Source organism: Flavobacterium reichenbachii (assembly GCF_002217435.1).
Lineage (GTDB): Bacteria > Bacteroidota > Bacteroidia > Flavobacteriales > Flavobacteriaceae > Flavobacterium > Flavobacterium reichenbachii.
The window spans coordinates 90,842-115,800 of record NZ_MUHF01000021.1; the positions used below are offsets into that span (position 1 = coordinate 90,842).

The 24,959-nt window shown below is 32.1% G+C and carries 26 protein-coding genes; 13 read left to right on the plus strand and 13 right to left on the minus strand.

Annotated elements, in window-relative coordinates:
* Window positions 1–1,043 precede the first annotated feature (1,043 nt).
* The 5 genes from B0A68_RS17575 to rpsF all read right to left on the minus strand — a co-directional run bounded on the left by B0A68_RS17575 (window position 1,044) and on the right by rpsF (window position 6,048).
* Complete coding sequence (locus B0A68_RS17575; protein ID WP_035683353.1) at window positions 1,044–1,517, minus strand: DUF6495 family protein; 474 nt, start codon at window positions 1,515–1,517, stop codon at window positions 1,044–1,046.
* A gap of 110 nt (window positions 1,518–1,627) precedes the next feature.
* Entirely contained in the window at window positions 1,628–4,798 is a 3,171-nt protein-coding gene (locus B0A68_RS17580; RefSeq protein ID WP_035683355.1) for a TonB-dependent receptor, read from the minus strand.
* A 100-nt stretch (window positions 4,799–4,898) separates the two neighbouring features.
* A complete protein-coding gene (gene rplI, locus B0A68_RS17585; protein WP_035683357.1) occupies window positions 4,899–5,339 on the minus strand; it encodes a 50S ribosomal protein L9 in 441 nt (146 codons plus the stop codon).
* A gap of 65 nt (window positions 5,340–5,404) precedes the next feature.
* The gene (gene rpsR, locus B0A68_RS17590; protein WP_002987043.1) at window positions 5,405–5,701 is read right to left on the minus strand and encodes a 30S ribosomal protein S18; all 297 of its coding nucleotides are present in this window, start codon (window positions 5,699–5,701) and stop codon (window positions 5,405–5,407) included.
* Window positions 5,702–5,706: 5 nt separating this feature from the next.
* The gene (gene rpsF / locus B0A68_RS17595; protein ID WP_035683359.1) at window positions 5,707–6,048 is read right to left on the minus strand and encodes a 30S ribosomal protein S6; all 342 of its coding nucleotides are present in this window, start codon (window positions 6,046–6,048) and stop codon (window positions 5,707–5,709) included.
* Between the two features lie 178 nt (window positions 6,049–6,226).
* Here rpsF and B0A68_RS17600 point away from each other — a divergent pair, with 178 nt between their 5' ends.
* Window positions 6,227–6,925: a LytR/AlgR family response regulator transcription factor gene (locus B0A68_RS17600; RefSeq protein ID WP_035683361.1), complete on the plus strand. Its 699-nt coding sequence runs from the start codon at window positions 6,227–6,229 to the stop codon at window positions 6,923–6,925.
* Window positions 6,926–6,942: 17 nt separating this feature from the next.
* Here the strand turns inward: B0A68_RS17600 and priA are convergent, their stop codons facing one another.
* The 5 genes from priA to nadC form a co-directional block, all read right to left on the minus strand.
* A complete protein-coding gene (gene priA / locus B0A68_RS17605) occupies window positions 6,943–9,393 on the minus strand; it encodes a replication restart helicase PriA (RefSeq protein WP_035683364.1) in 2,451 nt (816 codons plus the stop codon).
* 24 nt (window positions 9,394–9,417) lie between these two features.
* Window positions 9,418–10,173, minus strand: a complete 756-nt coding sequence (gene bla-B1-FLAV / locus B0A68_RS17610; protein ID WP_035683366.1) for a subclass B1 metallo-beta-lactamase — start codon at window positions 10,171–10,173, stop codon at window positions 9,418–9,420.
* A 20-nt stretch (window positions 10,174–10,193) separates the two neighbouring features.
* On the minus strand, window positions 10,194–10,625 hold the full coding sequence (locus B0A68_RS17615; RefSeq protein WP_035683369.1) for a DUF2147 domain-containing protein: 432 nt from the start codon (window positions 10,623–10,625) through the stop codon (window positions 10,194–10,196).
* Window positions 10,626–10,629: 4 nt separating this feature from the next.
* A complete protein-coding gene (locus B0A68_RS17620) occupies window positions 10,630–11,550 on the minus strand; it encodes a YihY/virulence factor BrkB family protein (RefSeq protein WP_035683370.1) in 921 nt (306 codons plus the stop codon).
* Window positions 11,551–11,638: 88 nt separating this feature from the next.
* Window positions 11,639–12,496, minus strand: coding sequence for a carboxylating nicotinate-nucleotide diphosphorylase (nadC, locus tag B0A68_RS17625; protein ID WP_035683371.1), 858 nt, complete (start codon window positions 12,494–12,496; stop codon window positions 11,639–11,641).
* A 345-nt stretch (window positions 12,497–12,841) separates the two neighbouring features.
* On the opposite strand from nadC, the gene B0A68_RS17630 reads away from it, so the two are divergent.
* From B0A68_RS17630 to rlmH, 9 genes are all read left to right on the plus strand, one after another.
* Window positions 12,842–13,942 (plus strand): DNA alkylation repair protein, encoded by a 1,101-nt coding sequence (locus B0A68_RS17630; RefSeq protein ID WP_035683373.1) that lies wholly within the window; start codon window positions 12,842–12,844, stop codon window positions 13,940–13,942.
* A 28-nt stretch (window positions 13,943–13,970) separates the two neighbouring features.
* On the plus strand, window positions 13,971–14,726 hold the full coding sequence (locus B0A68_RS17635; RefSeq protein ID WP_205623780.1) for a YwqG family protein: 756 nt from the start codon (window positions 13,971–13,973) through the stop codon (window positions 14,724–14,726).
* 131 nt (window positions 14,727–14,857) lie between these two features.
* On the plus strand, window positions 14,858–15,739 hold the full coding sequence (locus B0A68_RS17640; protein WP_035683376.1) for a pirin family protein: 882 nt from the start codon (window positions 14,858–14,860) through the stop codon (window positions 15,737–15,739).
* Window positions 15,740–15,741: 2 nt separating this feature from the next.
* Window positions 15,742–16,137: an OsmC family protein gene (locus B0A68_RS17645; RefSeq protein WP_035683378.1), complete on the plus strand. Its 396-nt coding sequence runs from the start codon at window positions 15,742–15,744 to the stop codon at window positions 16,135–16,137.
* A gap of 7 nt (window positions 16,138–16,144) precedes the next feature.
* Window positions 16,145–16,429, plus strand: coding sequence for a GNAT family N-acetyltransferase (locus B0A68_RS17650; RefSeq protein ID WP_035683380.1), 285 nt, complete (start codon window positions 16,145–16,147; stop codon window positions 16,427–16,429).
* A gap of 72 nt (window positions 16,430–16,501) precedes the next feature.
* Window positions 16,502–16,810 (plus strand): hypothetical protein, encoded by a 309-nt coding sequence (locus tag B0A68_RS17655; protein WP_035683381.1) that lies wholly within the window; start codon window positions 16,502–16,504, stop codon window positions 16,808–16,810.
* Between the two features lie 124 nt (window positions 16,811–16,934).
* Window positions 16,935–18,347 carry an amidohydrolase family protein gene (locus tag B0A68_RS17660; RefSeq protein WP_035683383.1) on the plus strand — a complete coding sequence of 471 codons (1,413 nt, stop codon included), beginning with the start codon at window positions 16,935–16,937 and terminating at the stop codon, window positions 18,345–18,347.
* Window positions 18,348–18,398: 51 nt separating this feature from the next.
* On the plus strand, window positions 18,399–18,704 hold the full coding sequence (locus B0A68_RS17665) for an antibiotic biosynthesis monooxygenase family protein (protein WP_035683385.1): 306 nt from the start codon (window positions 18,399–18,401) through the stop codon (window positions 18,702–18,704).
* A gap of 204 nt (window positions 18,705–18,908) precedes the next feature.
* A complete protein-coding gene (gene rlmH / locus B0A68_RS17670) occupies window positions 18,909–19,382 on the plus strand; it encodes a 23S rRNA (pseudouridine(1915)-N(3))-methyltransferase RlmH (RefSeq protein ID WP_029269532.1) in 474 nt (157 codons plus the stop codon).
* 79 nt (window positions 19,383–19,461) lie between these two features.
* Here rlmH and B0A68_RS17675 read toward each other — a convergent pair whose 3' ends face one another.
* Genes B0A68_RS17675 through folP form a run of 3 tightly spaced genes read right to left on the minus strand, consistent with a single transcriptional unit; the run spans window position 19,462 to window position 21,787 of the window.
* The gene (locus B0A68_RS17675; protein ID WP_035683387.1) at window positions 19,462–20,094 is read right to left on the minus strand and encodes a hypothetical protein; all 633 of its coding nucleotides are present in this window, start codon (window positions 20,092–20,094) and stop codon (window positions 19,462–19,464) included.
* 19 nt (window positions 20,095–20,113) lie between these two features.
* On the minus strand, window positions 20,114–20,935 hold the full coding sequence (locus tag B0A68_RS17680; RefSeq protein WP_035683389.1) for a DUF4919 domain-containing protein: 822 nt from the start codon (window positions 20,933–20,935) through the stop codon (window positions 20,114–20,116).
* Between the two features lie 27 nt (window positions 20,936–20,962).
* Entirely contained in the window at window positions 20,963–21,787 is an 825-nt protein-coding gene (folP, locus tag B0A68_RS17685; protein ID WP_035683390.1) for a dihydropteroate synthase, read from the minus strand.
* Between the two features lie 224 nt (window positions 21,788–22,011).
* Here folP and B0A68_RS17690 point away from each other — a divergent pair, with 224 nt between their 5' ends.
* From B0A68_RS17690 to B0A68_RS17700, 3 genes are all read left to right on the plus strand, one after another.
* On the plus strand, window positions 22,012–22,551 hold the full coding sequence (locus B0A68_RS17690) for a DUF1599 domain-containing protein (protein ID WP_035683391.1): 540 nt from the start codon (window positions 22,012–22,014) through the stop codon (window positions 22,549–22,551).
* Window positions 22,552–22,658: 107 nt separating this feature from the next.
* Window positions 22,659–23,780, plus strand: coding sequence for a BT_3928 family protein (locus B0A68_RS17695; protein WP_035683393.1), 1,122 nt, complete (start codon window positions 22,659–22,661; stop codon window positions 23,778–23,780).
* Window positions 23,781–23,891: 111 nt separating this feature from the next.
* Window positions 23,892–24,923 carry a hypothetical protein gene (locus tag B0A68_RS17700; protein WP_035683394.1) on the plus strand — a complete coding sequence of 344 codons (1,032 nt, stop codon included), beginning with the start codon at window positions 23,892–23,894 and terminating at the stop codon, window positions 24,921–24,923.
* Window positions 24,924–24,959 lie beyond the last annotated feature (36 nt).

Below are 24,959 nucleotides of genomic sequence, written 5' to 3' on the forward strand. Positions count from 1 at the left end.
ACTAAATTTCAGTTAAAATTCATGTTGTGTTATATTTAAAAAATCATTGAAAGAACATATCTTTTCCTTTATTAGGATTAAATAATGTCAAACTTTTTTTGGGAATAATGATCTGAATCAGTCTTCCGTAAGGAGTGATTTTGTTTGTTACCAATTTTCATAAAAAGAAATATTGGCTTAATAAAGGGGGAAATAAAAATATAATAAGATGATTCAATATTATAAAAAGTTGATTACTCTCTCTATAAGTTTTTTTAGATTGAATCCATTAATTTTATTTAATTATAAAAATTCCATTTCAAGAAAATCCCCAACAGGGTTCAGGAAACAAATAACTAATGCTTCGGGATTTTATGCAGTGAAATTTTCTTAGGAATAAAGGAACAAATAAGGTATAACTTAAGTTTATTTTATACAGCAGTTTCTTTTTACTTTTAAAAGTAAAAAGTAAAAATAAAATAATAAGCCGTAATGTAAACTTGATAAAGAAAGTAGCTGTTAATTGCATAAGCACACTTATTAAGTTATATATAAATCCTTAAATCGTTTTTGGATATTTTTCCTTACATGATCAAACAACTGATTTATTGTGGCAAAAAATCATTTTGTTTAACTTTTGTTTCTTAAAATTATGTAAAAATAAAATACAAAACAAGACTAAAATTCTTATTTATTTTAAAATAAGCAAAAACTATCTTTTTAAAATCTTCACCAAGTGCAGTAAAATCAAGCATTTAATAATATTTAGCTCTTACGACAAAAATCACAAAATATCAGACATAATTACGTTAAACTTTTACAATATAAGTTTATACTTACATAAAAAGTTAATTAATCGGCTTATTTATTCAATTTTACTCATATTTGAAAAATAAAACTTACAATTCTCACAGGAAAAACGATTTTATTGAATTATTGTCTAAAAACAGGTATAAATACGGGGTAAATAAAGCTAAAAAAATTAAACAAAAGTTAAAAATATAAAAAAAAGGTAAATAATTTAACATCAACTATTTACCTTTCATTATCTATTTTTTTTTAAACTAAGACTCAATAATTGTATTGATCTGCTTGAATAATTGACCATCGCTCAAGAAAGCTCCTTGCTGTATCAATTCAAAAATTGAAGAATTTCTTTCTTCGGTAAATACTTTTTTACCAACTTTCATTTCAATATTTTCTGTAAACATATTATCACTAAGCCATTGCAAACCTTCTTTGGTTAAGAAATCAACTTCTGAATCTAAGGATTTCAAAACGATAGATTGAACATGAGCATCAAAACATTGAAACAAAAAAATATGATTTTTAGAAAAATGCTCTAAAAATTCTGCTCTAGACAAAACACCTTCCCAAATTAAATCTGAAAAAACATCCAGCTCCTGTTCTGCAACTTCTGGTTTATTAGTTTTAATAGAATCCCACTCTGACTTATCAATTGACTGTGAAGCTAAAAAACTGGCAAATTCTGCATGCAGTTCGTCAAATTGCTCTTTTGTTAATCTTGCGTATTTCATTGTTATTATTATTTTCAATTTATTTCGTAAATAGCTTTTTGTATTACTAACTAAGCAAAAAAAAAAGCCCTCTCAAATGAGGGGGCAAATTTACAACATTTTTTATACCACTAGAAAATATATCTAATCCCAAATTGCATCTGCCATCTGGAATTTAAGGCTGCATCATAATTAAATGTTTTAGTCTGTGTATTTGTAAAAGTATAAGTTGGAGTATTACCTGCAACAGTAACACCAATTGGCTGTACACTTGTAGGCACCTGAACTACTCCCCAATCCGAATTAAGCAAATTCCCAACGTTTAAAATATCAATACTAAACTGAATCGTATTCTTTTTTTCTGAAGCCGATGAAATTCTGAAATTGTAATCCTGCAGTAATTTTAAATCCCATCTTCCTCTCCACGGAGAAATTGCACCATAACGCTCAGCATACTCCCCTCTTCTGCTTTTTAAATAATCATCTTGCTCAATAAACCTATTAAAAGCTTCTCCCTGACCTGCACCTGTAAATGTCATTTGTCCAATTTGAGCTGCAGTAGGAATGTAAATCAAGTCATTTACCGCCGAACCATCATTATTTATATCTCCACCATAAGTATAACTAAAACGGCCTCCCTGTGCATATTCAAAAAAAGTAGAAACAGTTGTAGCCCAATTATCATGACCGTACTTCCATTTTTTTGATGCTACACCAATAAAACGGTAATTATCACCATATCTGGAATTAGAAAGTACATCTTTATTTACATTACCTAACGCAGGATTAAAAGCAAAAGCATCACCTGTAATCTCTGCTTCTATAGAATTCACATCTTTAGACACCAAATAATTATAAGCTAAACTTGCATAAAAACCATTTTCAAATGTTTTCTGAAGCTTTATTGAGCTATTAAAAGCAAATCCTTTACCAGAATTTGTCATAACATATGCATTATTTGCTCCTTTATCTGCAGCAGCATAAATTAATCGATTATCAACGCCACCCAAAATCCCTGTAGGATCTTTTAATCCCCAGTTTTGCACATGGACACCATTTATATCTTTATTATAAGACACATCAAGGGTCAAAATATAATTACTTTCAAATTTGTAATCAAATCCTAAACTAGACCTCCAAACCTGAGGCCATTTGTAATCTGGATCCATAATCTGAAAAAAGCTGTCGTCTGCACCGCTTACCTGGTTTCCCAGCCACACAAAAGGAATTCTACCAGTAAAAATCCCAGATCCTCCACGAAGTTGAGAAGTCGCATTTCCTGACATATCCCAATTAAAACCAATCCTAGGCGACCATAAAATTTTATCACTTGGTAAATCTGTCGAAATTAATTTTACAGCATTTCCTGTTTCAGGATCATAATAGTCTACATTATTATCTCTTCCGGCACCACCATTTTCTGTATCAATATATTTCTGAATCAAATCTTTAGTATTAAAATACAAAGGTTTATCTGCTCGTAATCCTATTGATAATTTAAAATTTTCTGTAACACTTAAATCATCCTGAGCATAAAAAGCCCACTGCCCAACATTTAACTCTGCTAGTTTCCATCCATTATCAGCTCCAACTTCAAAATTACTTTTAGACTCAGAAACATTCTGAGCATATTGCAAATTCTGAGCAATAATACTTGTAGCAAACGGCTGTGCCGCATCATTTAAAAAATCCTGTGTTGTAAAATAAGGTGTGAAAAAAGTTCCGGCGTAACCATTTGGATTTCCGAAATTATCATATCCTCCGAGATTAAAAGAATTGGCAAACTTGAATTTTTCAAATGAACTTCCAAATGTAAAAGAATGTTTTCCCACCGTATAAGTCATATTATCAGTAATCTGAATTACTTTCTGATCTAGTGTATTGTTGATAGAAAAAGGCTCGTGACCTGCAATTATATAATTTGCTCCCGATCCATCCTGAATATTAATTACAGGAGCTGGTGTAGAAAATGGATTTCGATAGTCATTAAAATGCGTATATCCGGCCTGAAGTTTATTTGAAATTTTCTCACTAAATTTTGAATTCAATTCCAGCAAAAATGAACTCAGCTTGTTATTAATTTGATATCCAGAATTCTGAAACTGAAGAATTGAAGCATTCGGCCCTCTAAACCCTAAAGCTGTCGGGTGCGCTGGCTTATCTTTTGATGCATCAAGAAAATTATAAATAACAGCCAGCTTATGATTATCATTTATATTCCAGTCTACCTTAACAATTCCTTTAGTAGAATTTGATTCATGAATAAATCCCTGATATGCTCCTGTGTTATACCCCAGATTTGCCAAAGCATTTGAAACCGCAATCAAATCCGACTCCAAAACTCTTGACTCATTAATCCCTGTAACACCATCATTGTTATTTGCCACAAAATTAGACCCTAAATCACTTCTTTTGTCAATTTCAAAATTTCCAAAAATGAATAATTTATCTTTAATAATGGGAGCACCTAAACTAAATCCGGCTTGAGTCTGTTCTAGAGAAGGAACGAATATTTTTTCTCCTTTAATTTTACTTCCCGTTAAATCCTGATTTCTATAAAATGCATAAGCAGTACCATGAAATTCATTACTTCCCGATTTTGTAACTGCATTTACAGAAGCACCTGTAAAACCAGATAAAGTCACATCAAAAGGAGCAGTTGCAACCTGAATCTGTTCGATTGCATCTAAAGAAATGGGCTGAGAACCTGTTTGACCTCCAGGAGTTGCAGCGTCGAGACCAAAAGGATTATTAAAGACAGCTCCATTTAAAGAATAACTGTTGTATTGGTCATTTCTACCACCAAAAGAACCACCGCTCGCAGTAGGTTCCAAACGTGTAAAATCTTCTGCAGATCTCGATATGGTTGGCAGAGCAGTCAATTCCCTTCTTCCAATTGTAGTTTCTGCACCAGTTCTTCCACTTTGAAAAACTTTATTTTTAGCAGTTACCTTCACTTCTTGCAAAACCTGACTTTGATCAGTCAAAACAACATCCAAATTAAATACTTTACCTAAATCAAGATTTACATCATTATATTCCTGATCCTGATACCCTACAAAAGTTACTAAGATTTTATAAGGGCCTCCAATTCTCATATTCAAAATATTAAATCTGCCGTCTTCATTAGAAAGCGAAGAATATTTTGAACCTGTAGGAGTATGAATAGCGAGAATAGTTGCGCCCGGCAGAAGTTCGCCGGATGAACTTTTAACAATACCCTTAATACTTGATGTTGTGGTCTGTCCTACACTGACTGTAAAACTAAAGATAACTAGCAATAATAAAAAGATTTTTTTCATTTTCCTGATTTTAAGTGAGTTAATTCACTCAAAATTAGGCAAAAAAAAATCACTCCTAAGAGTGATTTTTATATTTTATTAACATTAAGTTAATTAACTGTTATTTTTCAGCAACAATTTCGTATGGTAATTCAACGATAACATCTCTATGTAAACGGATGCTTGCATTGTATTTTCCTGTACGTTTAACGATTCCACTTGTGATGAATTTTCTATCGATAGCGTTACCTGATTTCTCTAATGCTTCAGCAATATCGATATTAGTAACAGAACCAAAAAGTTTTTCTCCACCAGCTTTAGCAGTGATTTTAATTTCAAGAGCTTTTAAAGTTTCAGCAGTTGCTTTTGCATCAGCAACAACTTTAGCTTCTTTGTGAGCTCTTTGTCTTAAGTTTTCAGCTAAAACTTTTTTAGCAGAAGGAGTAGCTAGAGAAGCAAATCCTTGAGGAATCAAAAAGTTACGACCGTAACCTGGTTTTACAGATACTACATCATCTTTAAACCCTAGGTTTTGTACGTCTTGTTTTAAAATAATTTCCATGTTGTTGTCCTTATATTTTAGAAGTTAGGTTCTGCCGAACAGAAACCAGCGACTAGATTTTTATACTATTTTAATAAATCGGCCACGTATGGCATTAAAGCTAAGTGACGAGCTCTTTTTACAGCTACAGAAACTTTTCTTTGGTATTTCAATGAAGTTCCAGTTAAACGACGAGGAAGAATTTTTCCTTGCTCATTAACGAATTTCAATAAGAAATCAGCATCTTTATAATCGATATATTTGATTCCTGATTTTTTGAAACGACAATACTTTTTAGTTTTGTTAGTTTCAATGTTTAAAGGCGTTAAATATCTGATATCTCCGTCTTTTTTTCCTTTTGCAGATTGCTCTATTGTAGACATAATAATTAAGCTTTAGTAGATTTTAATTTGGCTCTTCTTCTTTCAGCCCATGAAATAGCATGTTTGTCTAAACTTACAGTTAAGAAACGCATAACTCTTTCGTCACGTCTAAATTCAGTTTCAAAAGCAACAAGAACTTCTCCAGATACTTTGAACTCAAATAAGTGATAAAAACCACTTTTTTTGTTTTGGATTTCGTAAGCCATTTTCTTTAGGCCCCAATCCTCTTTTGATACCATTTCAGCTCCTCTACTAGTAAGAAATTCTTCAAATTTCGTTACTGTTTCCTTCACCTGAACCTCAGATAAAACGGGATTTAAAATGAAAACAGTTTCATAATGATTCATAAATACAATATTTATTTGTTAAAATTGGGTGCAAAAGTAATCATTAAATTTAAATAAACAATATCTTTTTACATTTATTCGTTATAATGCAAAAAATAACCGCTGACTTTAGTTTTTTCACTAAATAAATAATACATTTACTATTGCTATCCTAAATTTATTCTAAATTTTAAATATTATGAAGCTAAACTGTGTCGTTGTAGATGATAGTTCTATACAAAGGACCATTATTGCAAAATTAGTAAATAATCACCCAGGTTTACACTTGGTGGGAGATTTTTCTAATGCAATAGAGGCAAAAAGCTGTATTGCTTTAAATAATATCGATCTAATATTTCTTGATATTGAGATGCCCGTTATCAATGGCTTTGACTTTCTTGACGGTTTAAAATCTAAACCACAAATTATATTTATTACTTCTAAAGCTGAGTACGCTTTAAAAGCATTTGACTATGATGCTACTGACTACCTTCAGAAACCTATTGCAGTTGACCGATTCAACTCTTCCGTAAAAAGAGCAATTGATATGCATCTTCTTAAAAAAGAAGTTAAAGAAGAAGAAGGCGAACATATATTCATAAAAAGCAATCTTAAGAAACTAAAAATCTTTACAGCAAAAATCAAATGGATTGAAGCTTTTGGAGATTATGTAAGAGTGGTTACAGAAGACGACAGCAATTTAGTGCTTTCTACAATGAAATCTTTTGAAAATGATTTGTCTAAAGATAAATTTATTCGCGTACACAAATCATACATTATCAATATAGACAAAGTAGAGCGTTTTAACAGCAAATTTGCAGAAATTGGCATCACAAAAATTCCTTTAAGCAGAAACAAAAAAGAAGATCTTGTCAAAGCACTTTCTACCTCATCTTAGCAGTTAGTTTTCTGCTTTCAATAGAAATCTACGTTAATCACAACTTTTATAGCTCTATACTGAGCAACAGCTTCAAAACTATTTAATATTTTCTGAATAGTTTTTTTGGTACCTCCTAAAGGCAGATTCTGTGGTATTTTAATCAATATTGTTCGTATATACTCATTCCTGATTCTACTTATTGCAGGCTCTTCCGGACCTAAAACAGGCATACTTAAGTTTTGACTCAAAACCTGATACAACCACATTGAGCCTTCCTTCAATTTATCAAAATCCCTGTGCTTTAAAGTTAGTTTTATAATCCTGAAATAAGGCGGATATTTATAGATCTGGCGATCATATAATTGTTCTTTATACATTCCTGCATAATTATTTGTAGTAACCTGCTGAATCGTATTATGATTTGGATTATAGGTTTGAATCACTACTTTTCCTTGTTTTTCAGCTCTTCCCGCTCTTCCTGCAACTTGAGTCATCATTTGATAACTTCTTTCAAAAGCTCTAAAATCAGGATGATGCAGCATATTATCAGCATTCATAATTCCGACAAGGCTTACATTGTCAAAATCAAGTCCTTTGGCAAGCATTTGAGTTCCAACCAAAATATCTATTTCCCTATTTTTAAAAGCGTCTATGATTTTTTCGAAACCAAATTTACCGCGAGTAGTATCCTGATCCATTCTTCCAGTCTTAGCTTTCGGAAAAAGAGATATTAATTCCTGCTCAATCTGCTCGGTTCCAAATCCTTTTGTTGTTAAATCTATACTCGAACAACTATGGCAATGCGTTGGTTTTGCAATAGCATAACCGCAATAATGGCAACGCAATTGATTTTTATGTTTATGAAAAGTCAAACTAACATCGCACTGCTGACAATGAGGCACATGTCCGCAGGTCATACATTCTATAATAGGCGAATAACCTCTTCTGTTTTGAAATAAAATTACTTGCTCGCCTAATGACAAAGCTTCTGCAATTTCTTCGATTAAAAGATCGCTAAAATGCCCCGTCATTTTTTTTCGAAAATGTTTGTCCTTTAAATCAACCAAAACGATCTCCGGCATTCTAACGTTGTTATAGCGCTCCTTTAATGATACCAAACCATATTTATCTGTCTGGGTATTAAAATAAGTTTCTATACTTGGCGTAGCCGAACCTAAAAGTACTTTTGCTTTATGGAAGTTTGCCAAAACCACAGCCGAATCGCGCGCATGATATCGAGGCGCAGGATCAACCTGTTTAAAAGTCTGTTCGTGCTCTTCGTCTACAATCAATAAACCCAAATCAGCAAATGGAAGAAACAAAGCCGACCTCGCTCCTATTACAATCTGCGCTTTTTCTGAGTTTTCGAGCGTTTGTCTCCAAACTTCCACTCTTTCGTTATTACTGTATTTAGAATGAAAAACAGCTACTCTATCACCAAAGTGCAGGCGTAATCTGGAAACTAATTGCGTTGTAAGCGCAATTTCCGGCAATAAATAAAGCACCTGCCTGCCAAGAAGCAAATACTCTTCGATCAATTTAATATAGATTTCGGTTTTACCGCTCGAAGTTACACCATGAAGCAGACAGACTTCTTTTTCAATAAGACTTTCTTTAATTGCGGTGAATGCGTTTTCCTGAGCATCACTTAACAACAGTTGTTTTTCTGAAACTTTCCCTTCGTAAGAAACTCGGTCGTGCTGAATAAAATATTCCTCGAGAATCTCTTTATCTACCAAAGCCTTTACAGCTGCAGTGGTTGAACCCGAAACTTCTACCAAGTTTTTAACGGTTACAGGTTTCTTTTCTGAAGCTCTTAATTGAAAATACGCCAAAACAATTTCTTTCTGTTTATTAGCGTTTTTAAGAACCTCCAGCAATTGCCCTAAACCTTCATCTGTCTCATATTTACTATGTAACTTAACATAACGAACTAGTTTTGGCTTGTAACTTTCTTTTATTTCCTCTTCTAAAACAATAATATCTTTTGAAATCATTTTTTGAAGAACAGGAAAGATATTTTTCTTATTCAGGATTGAGATAATATCCTGAACTTTAAGAGAACTTTGATGATGTAAAGCTTCATAAATTAAAAATTCATCATCAGAAAGTTCACTGTCATTTACAACTACATCTGGTTTATGCGAAATTATAGTTTCACTTTCTAATAATAATCCACTCGGAAAAGCACCGCGATACACATCACCAATGCCGCACATATAATAATTTGCAATCCAAAGCCAGTGTTTGATCTGTATTTCTGTCGCTATTGGTTTTTCGTCCAAAATCTGATGAATTTCTTTGGCTTCATATAGATTTGGTGCATTTTCATGAATATCCAAAACCAAACCTGTATACATTTTACTTTTACCAAAAGGTACCGCAACCCGCATTCCTTTTTTGATAAAATGAAATTCAGTTTCAGAAATACGGTAAGTAAATGTTTTAGCTAAAGAAAGCGGTAAAATAACTTCGACGAAATACATGTAAAGATTTTATAGTCTGTAAAATTACTTTTTATTTAATTTCTGAGACGCATTTGCAGTATTATATTCCTGCACTAATTTTAAAGTATGACTAAGAGATGCTGTATCAACCCAATCTTCGTGTCCGGGAATAATAAATTTCGGACTTTTAAATTTAGCCTGGACTTTTTTTATTGATTTCTCCCATTCTTTTACATCAGAATCGGCAAGATAACCCAAATCTTTTGCCTCGGCACTTTTTATAAAACAAGCGCCATAAAGCACTTTTTCTTTGGCAAACCACACCACAATATTATCCGATGCATGCCCTTTTCCGGGATAAAATACTTCAAACTGATGCTGGCCAACTGTAAATATAGTGTCATTTGGAACTATAAACTCAGCCCTTGCTTTATTCTCTTTCTTTAAAATTTGATCGGTAAGCTTCCCAGTATAAGTTTTAATTCCTTTTTGTTTATAAAACCCAATACCTCCAGCTCTATCATCATGAGAATGTGTGGCAAAACACATAACAACCTCTTTATTATGTTTTGCTTTTATGGTATCTAATAAAGGCTGAAATTGTGTTTCATCCCAAGGCGCATCAAACAAAACAACACCCTTTTCTGTTATAAGATACAGCGCATTGGCAGAAATCTGGGTTCCGTTGTAATCATGAAACGTTTTATAAACATAAAAGTCACCTGTTAGATGACTTATTTGTAATGGTGAATTCTTAGTTTGTCCGAAGCTGTTTGAAAGAATCGCTAAGAAAAAAAATATCGATACTAATTTTTGCATTTTATTATTTTGCTAAAATTCTAGTTTTTTGCTCGAGTCCAATATTGCGTTCTTCCCATAATTGCAACTCCAACATAACCGCGAAGTTTTAATTTATCAGCAGATTCTAATGTAATATAACATTTATATTTTTTACCGGTTGTAGGATCCAGAATAGAACCTCCATTGTATTCGTCACCGTCTTTTTTAAGACCATTTATAATAACCATTCCTAAAATTGGTTTGTTTTTTTCAGATCCCTCACATTTTGCACATACATCATTCTTGTGGTTGGCACGCAGTATCTCTACTACTTTACCATATATTTTTCCAGATTTCTCATAAATTTCTACAACAGATTTGGCCTCACCAGTTTCGTCATCAATGGTTTTCCATTTCCCAATTACACTTTGGCTTTGAATTGTGCCCAATGTCAAAAAGAACACACCGATCGTTAACATCCAATTTTTCATAATATTATTTGTTTTTTTGTTTCAATTTTCTGACAGAAGCATTCAATTCGAACCCCAAAAGCAGAATCATACAGTTTATCCAAATATAAAACATTAGAATTAATAAAGTCCCAATAGAACCATAAAGTTCGTTGTATTTTGAGAATTTTATAACCCAAATCCCAAAAAAGAACGAAGATATAACAATTAAAACCGTTGTAAAAACAGAACCAATACTGATAAAAGGAACTTTATTGTACTGTTTAGTGCCGTAACGAAGTAATATTGAAGTTGTTATTAAAATCATCAGCATAACAAACAAATAACGCCCTAAAATGATGAGCGGAATATTATCACTAAGCACATCCTGAATAATCGTTTTTTGAATAAAAACCTCAAAAACAACAATTATAGCTACAGTTACAAACAAAATAATAGTCATTACCAAAGAAATAGCCAACGCTACAATATATTGACTAAAAAAACCGCGTTTATCAAAAACATGTTTTGAAGATTCGAAACCGCTTAGAATTCCATTAATTCCATTTGCCATTAAAAAAATAGAAAGTAAAAAACCCGAGGACAATAATCCGGAATGACTATTATTTAAAATATCACTGATAATTTTACTAATAGCATCGTATGTATTTGGCGGAACTCCCTGCTGTACAAACAATAAAAAATCGGCCTGAAATCCTTCAATCGGGATAAAAGGTATTAAGTTCAAAATAAACAAAGTAAACGGAAATAAAGCCATAAAAAAGCTAAAAGAAACCGCGCTGGCATGATACGAAAACGCACCTTCAAGAATACCTAAAGTATACATTTCGAGTAAATCATAGAGCGAAAATCCTTCCAGCCAAGGCAGTTTTATTTTCTTAAAAATCCGAATTATTGAACGTAATATCGGAATTCTTTCAATTCGATCCTCTATCTCTTGAGACATATTTAGTTAGATTTTTAGTCCCGATCCCGAAATTTCGAGACAGGATAGATTTTAGACTTCTTAGATTTTTTAAATTAATTATTATGATTTAAAAAGCCTTCAAACTCAAATCCATATTATAAATCGAATGCGTTAACGCTCCCGATGATATATAATTAACACCGCACAGAGCATATTCACGAATGGTTTTTTCGTTGATGTTTCCAGAAGATTCTGTCTGGCATTTTGTACCAATCAATTCTACGGCAGTTTTAGTATCTTCATAATTAAAATTATCGATCAGAATTCTATGTACGCCGTCACTCTGCAGAATTTCTCTAATTTCATCTAAGTCTCTGGCTTCAACAATAATTTTTAAATCCAGATTATTTTCTTTCAAAAATGCTTTAGTTTTCTTAATCGCCAGCGTAATACCACCAGCAAAATCAATGTGATTGTCTTTTAGCATTATCATATCATAAAGAGCAAAACGATGATTTTCTCCTCCGCCAATTTTTACTGCCCATTTCTCTGCTACTCTATAATTTGGAGTTGTTTTACGGGTATCTAATATTTTAGCGCCAGTACCTTCCAGCAATTGTGCATATTGATTTGTTTTTGTAGCAATTGCAGACATACGCTGCATTGTATTCAAAACTACTCTTTCTGCTTTTAAGATAGACTGCGAACTGCCTGAAACTTCAAAAACAACTTCTCCATATTCTACAGGTGTGCCGTCTTCAATAAACGTTTTAACTTTTAACGAAGGATCTACATGTTCAAAAATCATTTTTGCCAATTCTACACCCGCAATAATACCTTGATCTTTTACTAATAATTTAGCCTGGCCATGCGCCGCTTCTGGAATACATGCCAACGAGCTGTAATCGCCAGGACCCACATCTTCTCGAATAGCATTACTGATTAATAATTTTAATTCGGCTTGAAATTGTACTTCGCTAATCATTTTTATACATTTTATGAGATGCTAAAATAGGATTTATTTTGTGGATTTGAAAGTTTCGCTAATATGAAAAGTTTATTACTAACTAAATTTTCCATCAAAGTTATCTAGAAAACCTCATTTTTTTAACACATAAAAACATAGAATTAGAATTCGCTCAAAAAGGCGTTTCACTTGCATTAATTCACATAGTTCACAGTTTCAGTCATACTTTAAAATCTAGATTTTTTTTTAAACTCTTAATTTTAGTTTATAAAAAGTTTGTCTCTATGCGTTTAATTTTTCTAGTTAAATCTAACTCGCCAATTAAAAACATTAAATATCTTTGAGGTTCATTCAAACAAAACTATGGGATTAATCAAAGATATTTATTCGGTTGCTTTTTACGAAAAATTTGGTCAGGCTGTCGCCGAAGTACATCCATCATTCGATAAACAGAAATTTATTGAAACGATTTATGAAGGCGATTTTGCTCAAAAAGAGTGGAAAGAACGAATGAAACATACGACAGTTGTTTTACATCAGTTTATGCCTGAAAATTTCCCGGAAACCGTTGTTTTAATTGACAAAATCATCGAAAATTTAAAGAAAAATAAATTCACAGAAGGAAATCTGGCTTTTATCTTTTTTGCCGATTATATCGAAATGTACGGGTTAGATGATTTTAAAACTTCGGCGAAAGCCTTTGTCTCTATTACCCAATTTATTAGCTGTGAATTTGCTGTTCGTCCTTTTATTTTAAAATATAAAGAACAAATGATTGATGAAATGACAAAATGGTCTTTTCATGAAAATCATCATGTACGCAGATTAGCCAGCGAAGGTTCGCGACCAAGATTACCGTGGGCAATGGCGATTCCGTTTCTAAAAAAAGATCCTTCTTCTATTCTTCCTATTTTAGAAAATCTTAAAAATGATCCTTCAGAATATGTTCGAAGAAGTGTTGCCAACAACTTAAATGATATCGCAAAAGACAATCCACAGATTGTGTTAGAAACCGCTAATAAATGGAAAGGCCACAGTAAAGAAACTGACGCGATTATCAAACACGGCTGTCGAACTCTACTAAAACAAGGTCATCCTGAAATCCTGAGCCATTATGGTTTAGAAAGTACTAATATCGAGCTTTCATCATTTGAAATTAAAACACCAATCGTAAAAATTGGAGATTATCTGCAGTTTCAATTTCATTTAAACAATAAAAATGAAGAAGCAAAAACGATTCGTTTAGAATATGCCGTTCATTACAAAAAATCGAAAGGACATTTGGCAAAAAAAGTTTTTAAAATCAGTGAGAAAATCTATCAGCCAAATCAACTCATTAAAGTGGATCGAAACCAATCTTTTAAACTCATAACCACTCGCGTTTTTCATACTGGAGTGCATCAATTGTCGATCATTATTAACGGAACAGAGAGTGAAGTTTTGGATTTTGAATTGATTAAATAAATATTAAATTATAACCTAAAAAATTAAAATGATATTTCCTGATTATTTAATAGAATTTGAAAGTGACTTATTAAAATACAAGTTAGACTACATTAAAATTGGAGCTAAACCAATAGAAAAAGAAGCAGTTTTAGATTTTACTCAAAGTAAATTTTTAGGGAAACCATATTTGCCAATTGGATTTGAATACCCTAAAGACAATTCCGGAAAACCAATGGTTTTATTAACACAATTAAATTTTTCTGAAATTCCGCAATTAGAAAATTATCCAGAAAAAGGAATCTTACAATTTTATATTCCAAGTGAAGATTGGTATGATATGGCTGAATACGAAGTTATATATCATGAAGAAATAAAGAATAATGAAACCAATTTTGAATTTTTAACTGATGATTTATATGAAGATTTTCCAGTTTATTGTGAACATAGCTTAGTTTTTTCAAAACAAGAAGAATATGGTGGCAGTGAAGATTTTAGATTTGATTTTTCTTTTAATGGTTTGGATTTTTGGGAATTTCGAGATAAATTAAATAAAACGCAACACGAAGAACTCGATAAATTCTTTTATAATGTTGGACATAAAATTGGAGGTTATGCTTACTTTACTCAAGGAGATCCAAGAGATTACAATAATGCCTCTAAGGATGATATTTTACTTCTTCAAATTGATATCGATGAACAAATTATGTTTGGTGATAGCGGAGTTGCAAATTTCTTTATAAACAAAGAAGATTTAATTCATAGGAGATTTGAAAAAGCATATTTCACTTGGGATTGCTGTTAATCAAACAAATAACAATAAACTCAGAGATTTTCTTTATTTTTATAAATCCAAAAACAATTTTTCTTAATCTAAATTAAGTTACAGATTTCTATCACCACTGTAATTTTGTTTCAAATCAAATTAAAATAACCATGTCAAATATCAGTTTAATTATCGAGGAACGTGCTGCCAATATCGGCAACTTTATGGTAGGCCGTTTATTGCCTTTCCGCGAAAAAAGAGCCGTTGGTCCATTCGTATTTATCGATCATATGGGTCCTGCACATTTAAGCGACCATGAAAATATGGATGTTCCGCCACATCCTCATATCGGACTTTCTACACTAACTTTTTTGTTTGAAGGAAGTATTATGCACCGCGATAGTTTAGGAACCGAATTAGAAATAAAACCTGGAGCCGTAAACTGGATGACAGCCGGAAAAGGAATCGTACATTCTGAAAGAACGCCTGAATACCTAAGACATTCAGAAAAGATGATGCACGGACTGCAGATTTGGGTTGCACTGCCAAAAGAATTGGAGCAGATGGATCCTAATTTTACACATGTTGAAGCTCAGGATATTCCGGCTTGGGAAGAAAATGGCGTTTCTTATAAACTGATTGCGGGAGAAGCTTTTGGTAAAAAATCTCCAGTTCCTGTTTACAGTCCGTTATATTTTATTGAAATTAAAAGTGAAACTACTCAAAAAATCAATATTGGTAAGGATTTATTCGGCGAAAGCGGTTTATACATTCTGGAAGGAAGTATTAAAAGCGGCGAACATGTTTACGATCCAAAACAAATATTAATTACAAACGACAGTACACTTTGTGAGTTTGAAATTACTGCAAATTCAACAGTTTATATTTTTGGAGGACAGCCTTTTCCTGAGGAACATTTTATCTTTTGGAATTTTGTTTCTTCGGATAAAAACCTCATCGAAAAAGCCAAAACAGACTGGACAAACCAAACTTTTCCAAAAGTTCCCGGCGAAACCGAATTTGTACCATTACCAGAACCAAGAATCAAATAATTATGGATACGATAACAGCAAAAATAGACACCCGTTTGTATCGAACGGAAATAAAATCGGCCAGCGATAATATTTTAATTGCGGATGAACCACAGGAAATAGGCGGAAAAAATTTAGGCTTAAATCCGACCGAACTTTTAGCTGCATCATTGGCTTCGTGTACCGTAATTACGCTCAGAATGTATATCAATCGCAAACAATGGGAGGTTTCTGAAATCAATGTTGAAATTGATTTTGATCGGGATTCTGAAAGAAATGTATCGTTATTTACACGAAAAATCGAAGTAATTGGAGAAGTTGATGAAACACAAAGACAAAGATTAGAAACCATTGCCAACAGCTGTCCAATTCATAAAGTATTAACGCATTCAATCGAAATTAAAACCACATTAATATAAATATATCATGGAAATTCAACAAACAAACGATACCAGAAGAGGTTCTTTTGACGCTATAGAAGACGGAAAAGAAGCTGGAAAAATGACTTATACGTGGGCAGGAGATTCTAAATTCATCATAGATCATACTGAAGTAAGTCCGGATTTTAACGGAAAAGGTGTTGGTAAAAAATTAGTTTTGGCGGCTGTAGAATACGCCAGAGCTAATAATGTAAAAATTATTCCGCTTTGTCCTTTTGCAAAAAGCGTTTTTGATAAAGTAGAGGAAATTCGTGATGTACTTTTTTCTTAAAGGTGCAGAGGTGCAAAGAAACAAAGGTTCAGAGGTTTTATATCAGCGACATCATTTTAAATTAATTAATTTATGCAAGAATTAGAAACACTAAAAGAAGATTATAAAATTTTCAAATACGCAACCGAGGAAGAATTCAATGAAATTCAAGAAAAATTCAAAGCCACATTAGCATTTATTGAAAGTGAAAAGGAAAAAACTTTAGCTATGAACGAGACTTTTAGTAATATCACAGGATTTATGAAAGATGTAATTGAGAAGTTTGAAATTAAAGATATTCAAATAAACACATTAAATACTTTGGTTAAAAGCCTAGAAATATCCATAAAAACTCAAGATTTAAAAATTCAAATGTTAGAAACTAAAATAAAAGGTATATAAAATAATACAAATCATTTCCCTAAAACTTTGTGCCTTTGAACCTATGTCCCTTTAAACCTCAAAAAACAAAATTTTCAGATTTCCGCAGAAATTCCTATATTTGCATGTAATTTAATCTTAGAGTATGACAAGAATAATTACACTTTTCTGTATTTTCATAGCACAAATCGGCTTTTCTCAATCAGCTGAAAGTTATTTAGAAAAAATCAGAAATAATGAAGCGCTCTCAACAGCTTTTTTTCAACAAATGCCAAAAGGAGGCGATTTACACCACCATTTTTCCGGATCAATTTATGCAGAGCCACTTTTGGAAAGAGCTATTGCAGAAGATTTTTATTTGAATTTAGAAACGCTTCAAGTTCTAAAAACAAAACCTGCAGAAGGAAACTGGCAGACTTTCTCTTCTCTAAAAAATGAAGGCAAACTAGAATATTACCAACAGCAGATTATGCAAACCTGGTCTGCAAAAGATTATAACGGTTCTGTTCCTTCTGACGATTTGTTTTTTGATTCCTTTCAAAAATTTTCTCCTGCTATTGATGGACATTTTGCAGAAGGATTACTAGAATTAAAAAAACGTGCGATTGCCGAAAATGTTCTTTATATCGAAACACAATTAAATACGATTCCGTGTGATATGAATGTTTCAGATTTAACAGATTTCAATTCAAAATTACGTCAGGCTTCTGCACAAAAAGACGAAAAAACGGTTTTAAAGCTTTTAGACGAATTATATAAATCAATTCAGCAAAAAGACGCAAAAAAATATGCAGCAGATTTTAATACAAACTTCATTGCAAAATTGCATAAAGACTTAAAAATTGATGACGACAAATTCACAATGCGATATCAAAATTTTGTACTTCGCTTTATGGATCCGGTTGATTTATTTAAAAACTTAACAATTGCTTTTATTTCTGCAAACGATAGTAAATTGATTGCAGGAGTAAATATAGTTTCGCCAGAACATGCCGAAACTTCGATGAAAGATTACTGGCTTCATATGGTGATGTTTAAATACTGCCATTCTAAATTTCCTAATGTAAAATATACGCTTCACGCAGGAGAATTGACTTTAGGTTTAGTGCAGCCAGAAGATTTGACCTGGCATATTAATGATGCAATCTATATTGCCGGCGCTAACAGAATTGGCCACGGAGTTGATATTGCGTACGAGGCAAATTCGTATGATTTATTGAAATATATGGCAAAAAATAATATTCCGATTGAGATCAATTTGGTGAGTAATGAGTTTATTTTGAAAGTGAAAGAAAACAGACATCCGTTTACGCTTTACAAAGAATTTAATGTGCCGATTGTAATTAGCACAGACGATGCCGGAATTCTAAGAAGCAATATGACGGAGCAATATGTTTTATTAGCCAAAAGATATCAGGATGTTAATTATACAACGATAAAAAAATACGTTTACAACAGTATCAATTATAGTTTTATTCAGGATGAATCGGTGAAAAAACAATTGATTAAAGATCTTAATAATAGATTTAAAACTTTTGAAGCGAAATTTAACAACTAAACAAAACCTAACAGGTTTTAAAAACCTGTTAGGTTTGATAACACTACAACTATGATTCTAGAAGCCGTATATCTTTTTATTAAACCAGAATTAGCCTCAAAATTTGAAGCTGATTTTGCAAAAGCAAGTCAATATATTTCTTCGATTGAAGGTTATTTAGGTCATCGTTTAGAGAAATGTCTGGAAGTTGAAAACAAATACCTTTTACTGGTTGATTGGAATACGCTCGAAGATCATACAATTGGTTTTAGAAATTCTGAAGCGTATTTGGAGTGGAAAAAAAACTTGCATCATTATTACGACCCTTTTCCTGTTGTAGAGCATTTCGAGACAGTTTTCGAGAATAAAAAACAATAAACTGCTTTGCGCAAACAATTAAACACATAGAAAAATAGATTTAATTGCTTCTATTTAAGATTACAGAAAAAGCAAGCTTTAACACATAGCTATGTGAATTGCAATTAGTGAAACGCCTTTTACAAACAAAGAGAAACTATATCTCTATGTGTTTAAATTAAATTCGTGCTAATTCGAGCAATTCGTGGCAAAAAAACAAAACAAATGAACATCAAACTAATCGCCATTGGCAAAACAGATAATAAATCGCTGCAAACTTTGATTGACGATTACACCAAACGTTTGTCTTTTTACATCAAATTTGATTTGGAGATTATTCCAGACATCAAAAACGTAAAAAACTTATCTGAAAGTCAGCAAAAAGAAAAGGAAGGCGAATTGATTCTGTCCAAATTAACGCCAACCGATCAATTGATTTTATTGGATGAAAACGGAAAAAACTTCTCCAGCGTTGGTTTTTCTGAAGAACTGCAAAAGAAAATGAATTCCGGAATCAAAACTTTGGTTTTTGTAATTGGAGGTCCATACGGATTTTCAGATACGGTTTACAGTAAAGCACAAGGCAAAATTTCGCTTTCGCTGATGACGTTTTCACATCAAATGGTACGTTTGTTTTTTATCGAACAATTGTACCGCGGGTTTACGATTTTAAGAAATGAGCCTTATCATCATCAATAGTTTTTGTTTCTTTTGTTTCAGGTTTTCTTTGTTTCAAGTTATTAGACACAAAGTCATTCAATTTTATTGCTTTACAAAGCTATAAGATAAATTCTATTGGAAGTTTATCAAGATTGTAGGTCACCTCTTTTTGCAGTACAATTTTATATTGAATATATTCCTCATAACTCATATTCTCATCAAATACGAACACCATATTTGGCACTCTTTCAAATTTTATACTGTAAAAATGTTTCAATATTTCTGATATTTTTACTTTAGTATTTCCCATAAAAACTTCTTGTTTTCCCTTTTTAAAGTACACTATAAAACTGTTTTGCTCTGGTTTCTCCATTTTATAATACACTTTCGTGAAAGGCAAAAAGGCAAAATTCTTTCCGATAGAATCTGCATACGAGTAATAATTTTCGGCATTTTCGTTTTTGTGGGCGCTGTCAGCACGCTTTTTTTCCTGTAATTTCATTACTTCTGGAATAACCAGTTTTAAAGGCAGACGTTTATCAATATTGAAAATCCAGTTGGTTGAAATAATACTGTTTTTTCGATTTACCTCAGCAACAGTATCTTTTTCTTCCACTTTAAAAAAGATATAAATCGGCGAAAGATCTTGTACGTCTTTTACAATTGTAAGATTCGATTTTGGAAGTAAAACGTCTTCTTTTTTCCCACAGGAGAAAAGAAGCATAAAAGCAATTAAAGCAAAATATTTCATTCTTAATTAATTTATCTTCTTAATTTAATTCAATTTTATAATCGCCTTCTTTCAGCATCGGAAACCAATGCGTCAAATTTGCAAAGCGCATAATATGATAACTGTCATAACCTCCTAAAAGTACTTTTTCTTTCGTGAGAATTAGTCTCGTCTTTTGCGGAAACAAACCAAATTTGGCTTCATATATAGATATACCTTCAAAAAAATTATTCAAAATATAAGGTGATTCGCGATTTCCTTCTCCATACTTAAATACCGATTTAATAATCTTAGCCATCATTAAAAAATGAAGATTAGCTAATTCTGTATTTCCTAGTTTTTTGTAAGCGAAAGCTAATTCTTTATGACCAGTAATATTGTTTGGACTTTGATTTAAAATTTCTTTAGCAACCGCAATTGCTTCGTCATATTTTTTGGCTTCATTCAGTTTATATACTTTACTTGCTAAACTATCCAGATTATTTGGATTTATTGTATTAGTATAAATTTTATATTTAGTCAAGCTTAGTATTTGTGCATCAGTTATAGCTGTTGTATCTCCTTTTTGAATTAGAGCTTCTATATTTTTGCAGTAATAAACAGAATTTGGATTTGTTGATTCACTAATCGCAATATTGAATTTTTGAGCACTTTTTTGAGAACTATCTTCACTAACTTTTGTGCTAGTTTTTACTTTAGATACCTGAACACCTGATTTTTGATTTTTATCTTTTCCTTGAGGATCTCCGTAAATCAAATCTTTTGCATTTTGTTTTGGTGGCGATGGCGGTAAAGGCGCCTGCGAGTAACTTAAATTAACCACAAAACAAATAATGTAAATTAGGTAATATTTATTTTTCATTTCAACATCAAGGCTTTAAAAGACAATTTAAAAATTTATTTTATTAAACAAAGTAACACATTCCACTGCTTCTTTCACATCATGCACACGTAAAATTTTAGCGCCTTTTGTCAAAGCAATTGTATTTAAAAACGTTGTCCCATTTAAAGCTTCTTGTGCTGTAATATCAAGCGTTTTATAAATCATTGATTTTCTGGAAACTCCGGCTAAAACAGGCAATTCTAAAAGATTAAAAAGTTCCATTTTCTGCATCACTTCATAATTCTGATCGGTTGTTTTGGCAAAACCGAAACCGGGATCTAGAATTAAATCGTTGATTCCTAAAGCTCTTGCTTGCTTAACTTTTTCAGAAAAATAAAAAAGCATTTCTTTGATAATGTCCTCATATTGTGTCAAGCTCTGCATGGTCTGCGGATTGCCCCGCATGTGCATCATGATGTACGGAACATTGTATTTTGCAATTACTTCAAACATTTTATCGTCAAGTTCTCCTGCTGCAATATCGTTTATAATTGCTGCGCCGCTTTCTATGCTTGCTTTTGCAACTTCGGTTCTAAAGGTGTCAATTGATAATAATGTTTTCGGAAAATGCTTTAAAATCAGTTCAATGGCAGGAACAATTCGTTCTATTTCTTCTTGTTCCGAAACAAATTCTGCACTTGGTTTGCTGGAATAAGCTCCAATATCAATAAATGACGCCCCTTCTGAAAGCATTTTATCTACTCGGGAAATAATTTCGTCCTCGTTTTTATATTTTCCTCCGTCAAAGAAAGAATTGGGCGTAACATTCAGAATTCCCATTACTTTAGGAATCGATAAATCTATAAGTTCGCCTTTGCAGTTAATCAGCATATGTTTTGTTATTTTTTTCAGGTTTCAAGTTTCAGGTTAACGTAGATTGCGCAAGCACTTGAACTTGAAACAAAGAAAACCTGAAACTTGAAACTTTTTAAAGTCTAAAGTTATTGCATTAACACTTTGTTTAGAAAAAACTTGAAACAAAGAAAACCTTAAACTTGAAACTCTTTAATTTAATCCTTATTTTTGAAGAAATTTAAGCAAATATACAGCAATAAATGAAGAATACTTCCTTAGAATTTGATAATGTAATTACGGTTTGCCGAACCTTGTTTATCAATAAAATGAAAGATTACGGCAGTGCGTGGAGAATTTTAAGACTTCCGTCATTGACTGATCAAATTTTTATAAAAGCACAAAGAATCAGAAGTTTACAAGAAAACGAAGTTCGTAAAGTGGATGAAGATGAAAAAGGAGAATTTATCGGAATCATCAATTATTCGATTATGGCTTTAATTCAGTTAGAATTAGGCGTAGTAGATCAGCCGGATTTAGACGTTGAAAAAGCAACTGAATTATATGACGCTAAAGTAAAGTTAACCAAAGACTTAATGGAAGCAAAAAATCACGATTACGGCGAGGCGTGGCGCGACATGCGCGTGAGTTCGCTTACCGATTTGATCCTGCAGAAACTCCTTCGCGTAAAGCAGATTGAAGATAATAAAGGTAAAACTTTAGTTTCTGAAGGCATCGACGCTAATTATCAGGATATGATTAATTACTCTGTTTTTGCTTTAATCCTTGAACCAATAAAATAAAAATAAGCCACAAATTTCACGAATTTTCACATATTAGTTTCTGAAAATTCGTGAAATTGCTCCGCTAGCGCTCGGTCCGTGGCAAAAAAAATCCCAAATAAATTCCCATGAAAAACATCATTACCCAATTTTCCCGATTATTTGTCGGAGTACTCTTTATCATTTCCGGATTAATTAAATTAAATGACCCGGTTGGTTTCTCTTATAAACTGGCTGAATATTTTAGTGAACCTGTTTTTAATATGCCCTTTTTAGAGCCATTGGCGTTAGGTTTAGCTATTTTTCTGGTTATTTTAGAGGTAGTTTTGGGAGTAATGTTATTAGTGGGCTACAAAGCAAAAACAACGATTTGGGCTTTACTGCTTTTAATTGTTTTCTTTACTTTCCTTACCTTCTACTCTGCTTATTTTGATGTGGTTAAAGATTGCGGTTGTTTCGGCGATGCTTTGCATTTAACACCTTGGCAGTCCTTTACAAAAGATGTTGTTTTATTATTCTTTATCTTGATTTTATTCATCAATCAAAGATTAATCAAACCTTTATTTTCAACTCCAAAAACCAATTTTGCAGTATATGTGAGCGTAGTTTTGTGTGCGTTTATGGCAGTTTGGGTTTTAAATCATAATCCGATCAAAGATTTCCGCCCTTTTAAAGTTGGAAACAACATCGAAGAAGGAATGAAAATTCCGGAAGGTGCTCCAAAATCTGTAGTAGAAATGATTTTTATCTACAAAGTAAACGGAGTTAATAAAGAATTTACAGAAAAAGAGCTGGGTAATATTCCCGCAGGCGCTGTTTTTGTAGACAGAAAAGACAAGGTAATTACAGAAGGTTATGTACCGCCGATTCACGATTTTACAATGGTTAAAGACGATTCTGACTATAAGGAAGAATTATTAAAAGAACCAAAACTGGTGATTTTTGTTACTTACGATCTTAAATTATCTGAGCCGGCTGGAATGAAAAAACTAGAAAAAGTAAGCGAGGATGCAAAAGCAAAAGGATATAAAGTTATTGCTATGACAGCTTCTGGACCAGACGAAATAGCAAAAGCTAAAAAGGAATACAAACTAAATGTAGATTTTTATTTCTCTGATGCAATTGCACTAAAAACTATCGAAAGATCAAATCCAAGTATTGTAATTTTACATAAGGGAACTGTTGTACAAAAAGTACATTATAATGACGTTGATGATTTAAAATTTTCTGATACTGCTTATGATCTTTAAAAGATATTAAACAATATAAAGGCGCCAATATTCTGATATTTTTAGATATATTGGCGCTTTTTTTTAAGTAAAAACTACTTCAATCAAATCTTAAATAAACGTTTTATAAATATGCCTGCAAGAATATCAACAGAATTGACCAGACGATTTTTTTCAAATCCTTTCCAGTTTTTATTTATAACTGCACTGCTTGTTTATATTATTTATGATATCTACATCAATGTTACTTCTGGCAGTCATTTAATTCCTATCAATATTGCTGCATTGATCGCTGGAGTAATTTTTGAGAGTAAAAGAATTACAAACAGATGGCTTCTTGTAGTGATTATTGGGATAGTTTCTGTTTTTATTGCCTATGGATTTTTAAAGTCTATAGCCGGCTCAGGTTTAGACATCAGATACGAATTATTTTTAATACCCAATACAGTTATTCGGATATGGCCTCCAATTTTTCTTGTTTTATATTTTATTTTTTCACTTGTATTTTACAAGTATAGAATAATTCCAAAACTTACCGAAGGCATAACTTTACTCCAATCTATAGCTGTTATTTATTGGGTTATCGATTATGGATTTATTAGCAGCAATAATTTATTTATAAAAGCATTTATGGTAATTGGATTGCTGTTTTCGTTATTTTCTATCTTTCATGCCTTTACAAACACTAATTTATCTAATACACACAAACTTATTTTGAGTATCTGGAGCTCTATAATTATGATGCTTTTTGCTTTAGACAACATTGATTTAATTAATCAGCCGGCACCAATTGAGAATACTGAAAACTTAGTACAAATACTTTATCTTGGGCTGCAATACTTTCTTTTAGGCATTTCGAGCATTTATATCATTCAGAATTTTATCATGTTAGCTCGTTTTTTACCGCGCCCGTGGAGATTTTTTAATTCAGAATATTTCAACAGTGTAAGAGAACTCAAAGAAGATCATATTTATCGCTATTCAGATGAGCAGGTTTCTCCATTTCACTCTTTCATTTGTATTCTTTTTATAGGTGGAATTTTCTATTTAAATTATCATTATCAAATAGTTCCCAAACAATTTTTAATCTGGATGGCATTTGTAACTTTTCCACTCATCGTAAGTCTTTACAATAATCTTTTAGGAAAGAAAAACTACACTTAAATCCTATTTCTTTCTCTAATTATATCTTACAGTTAT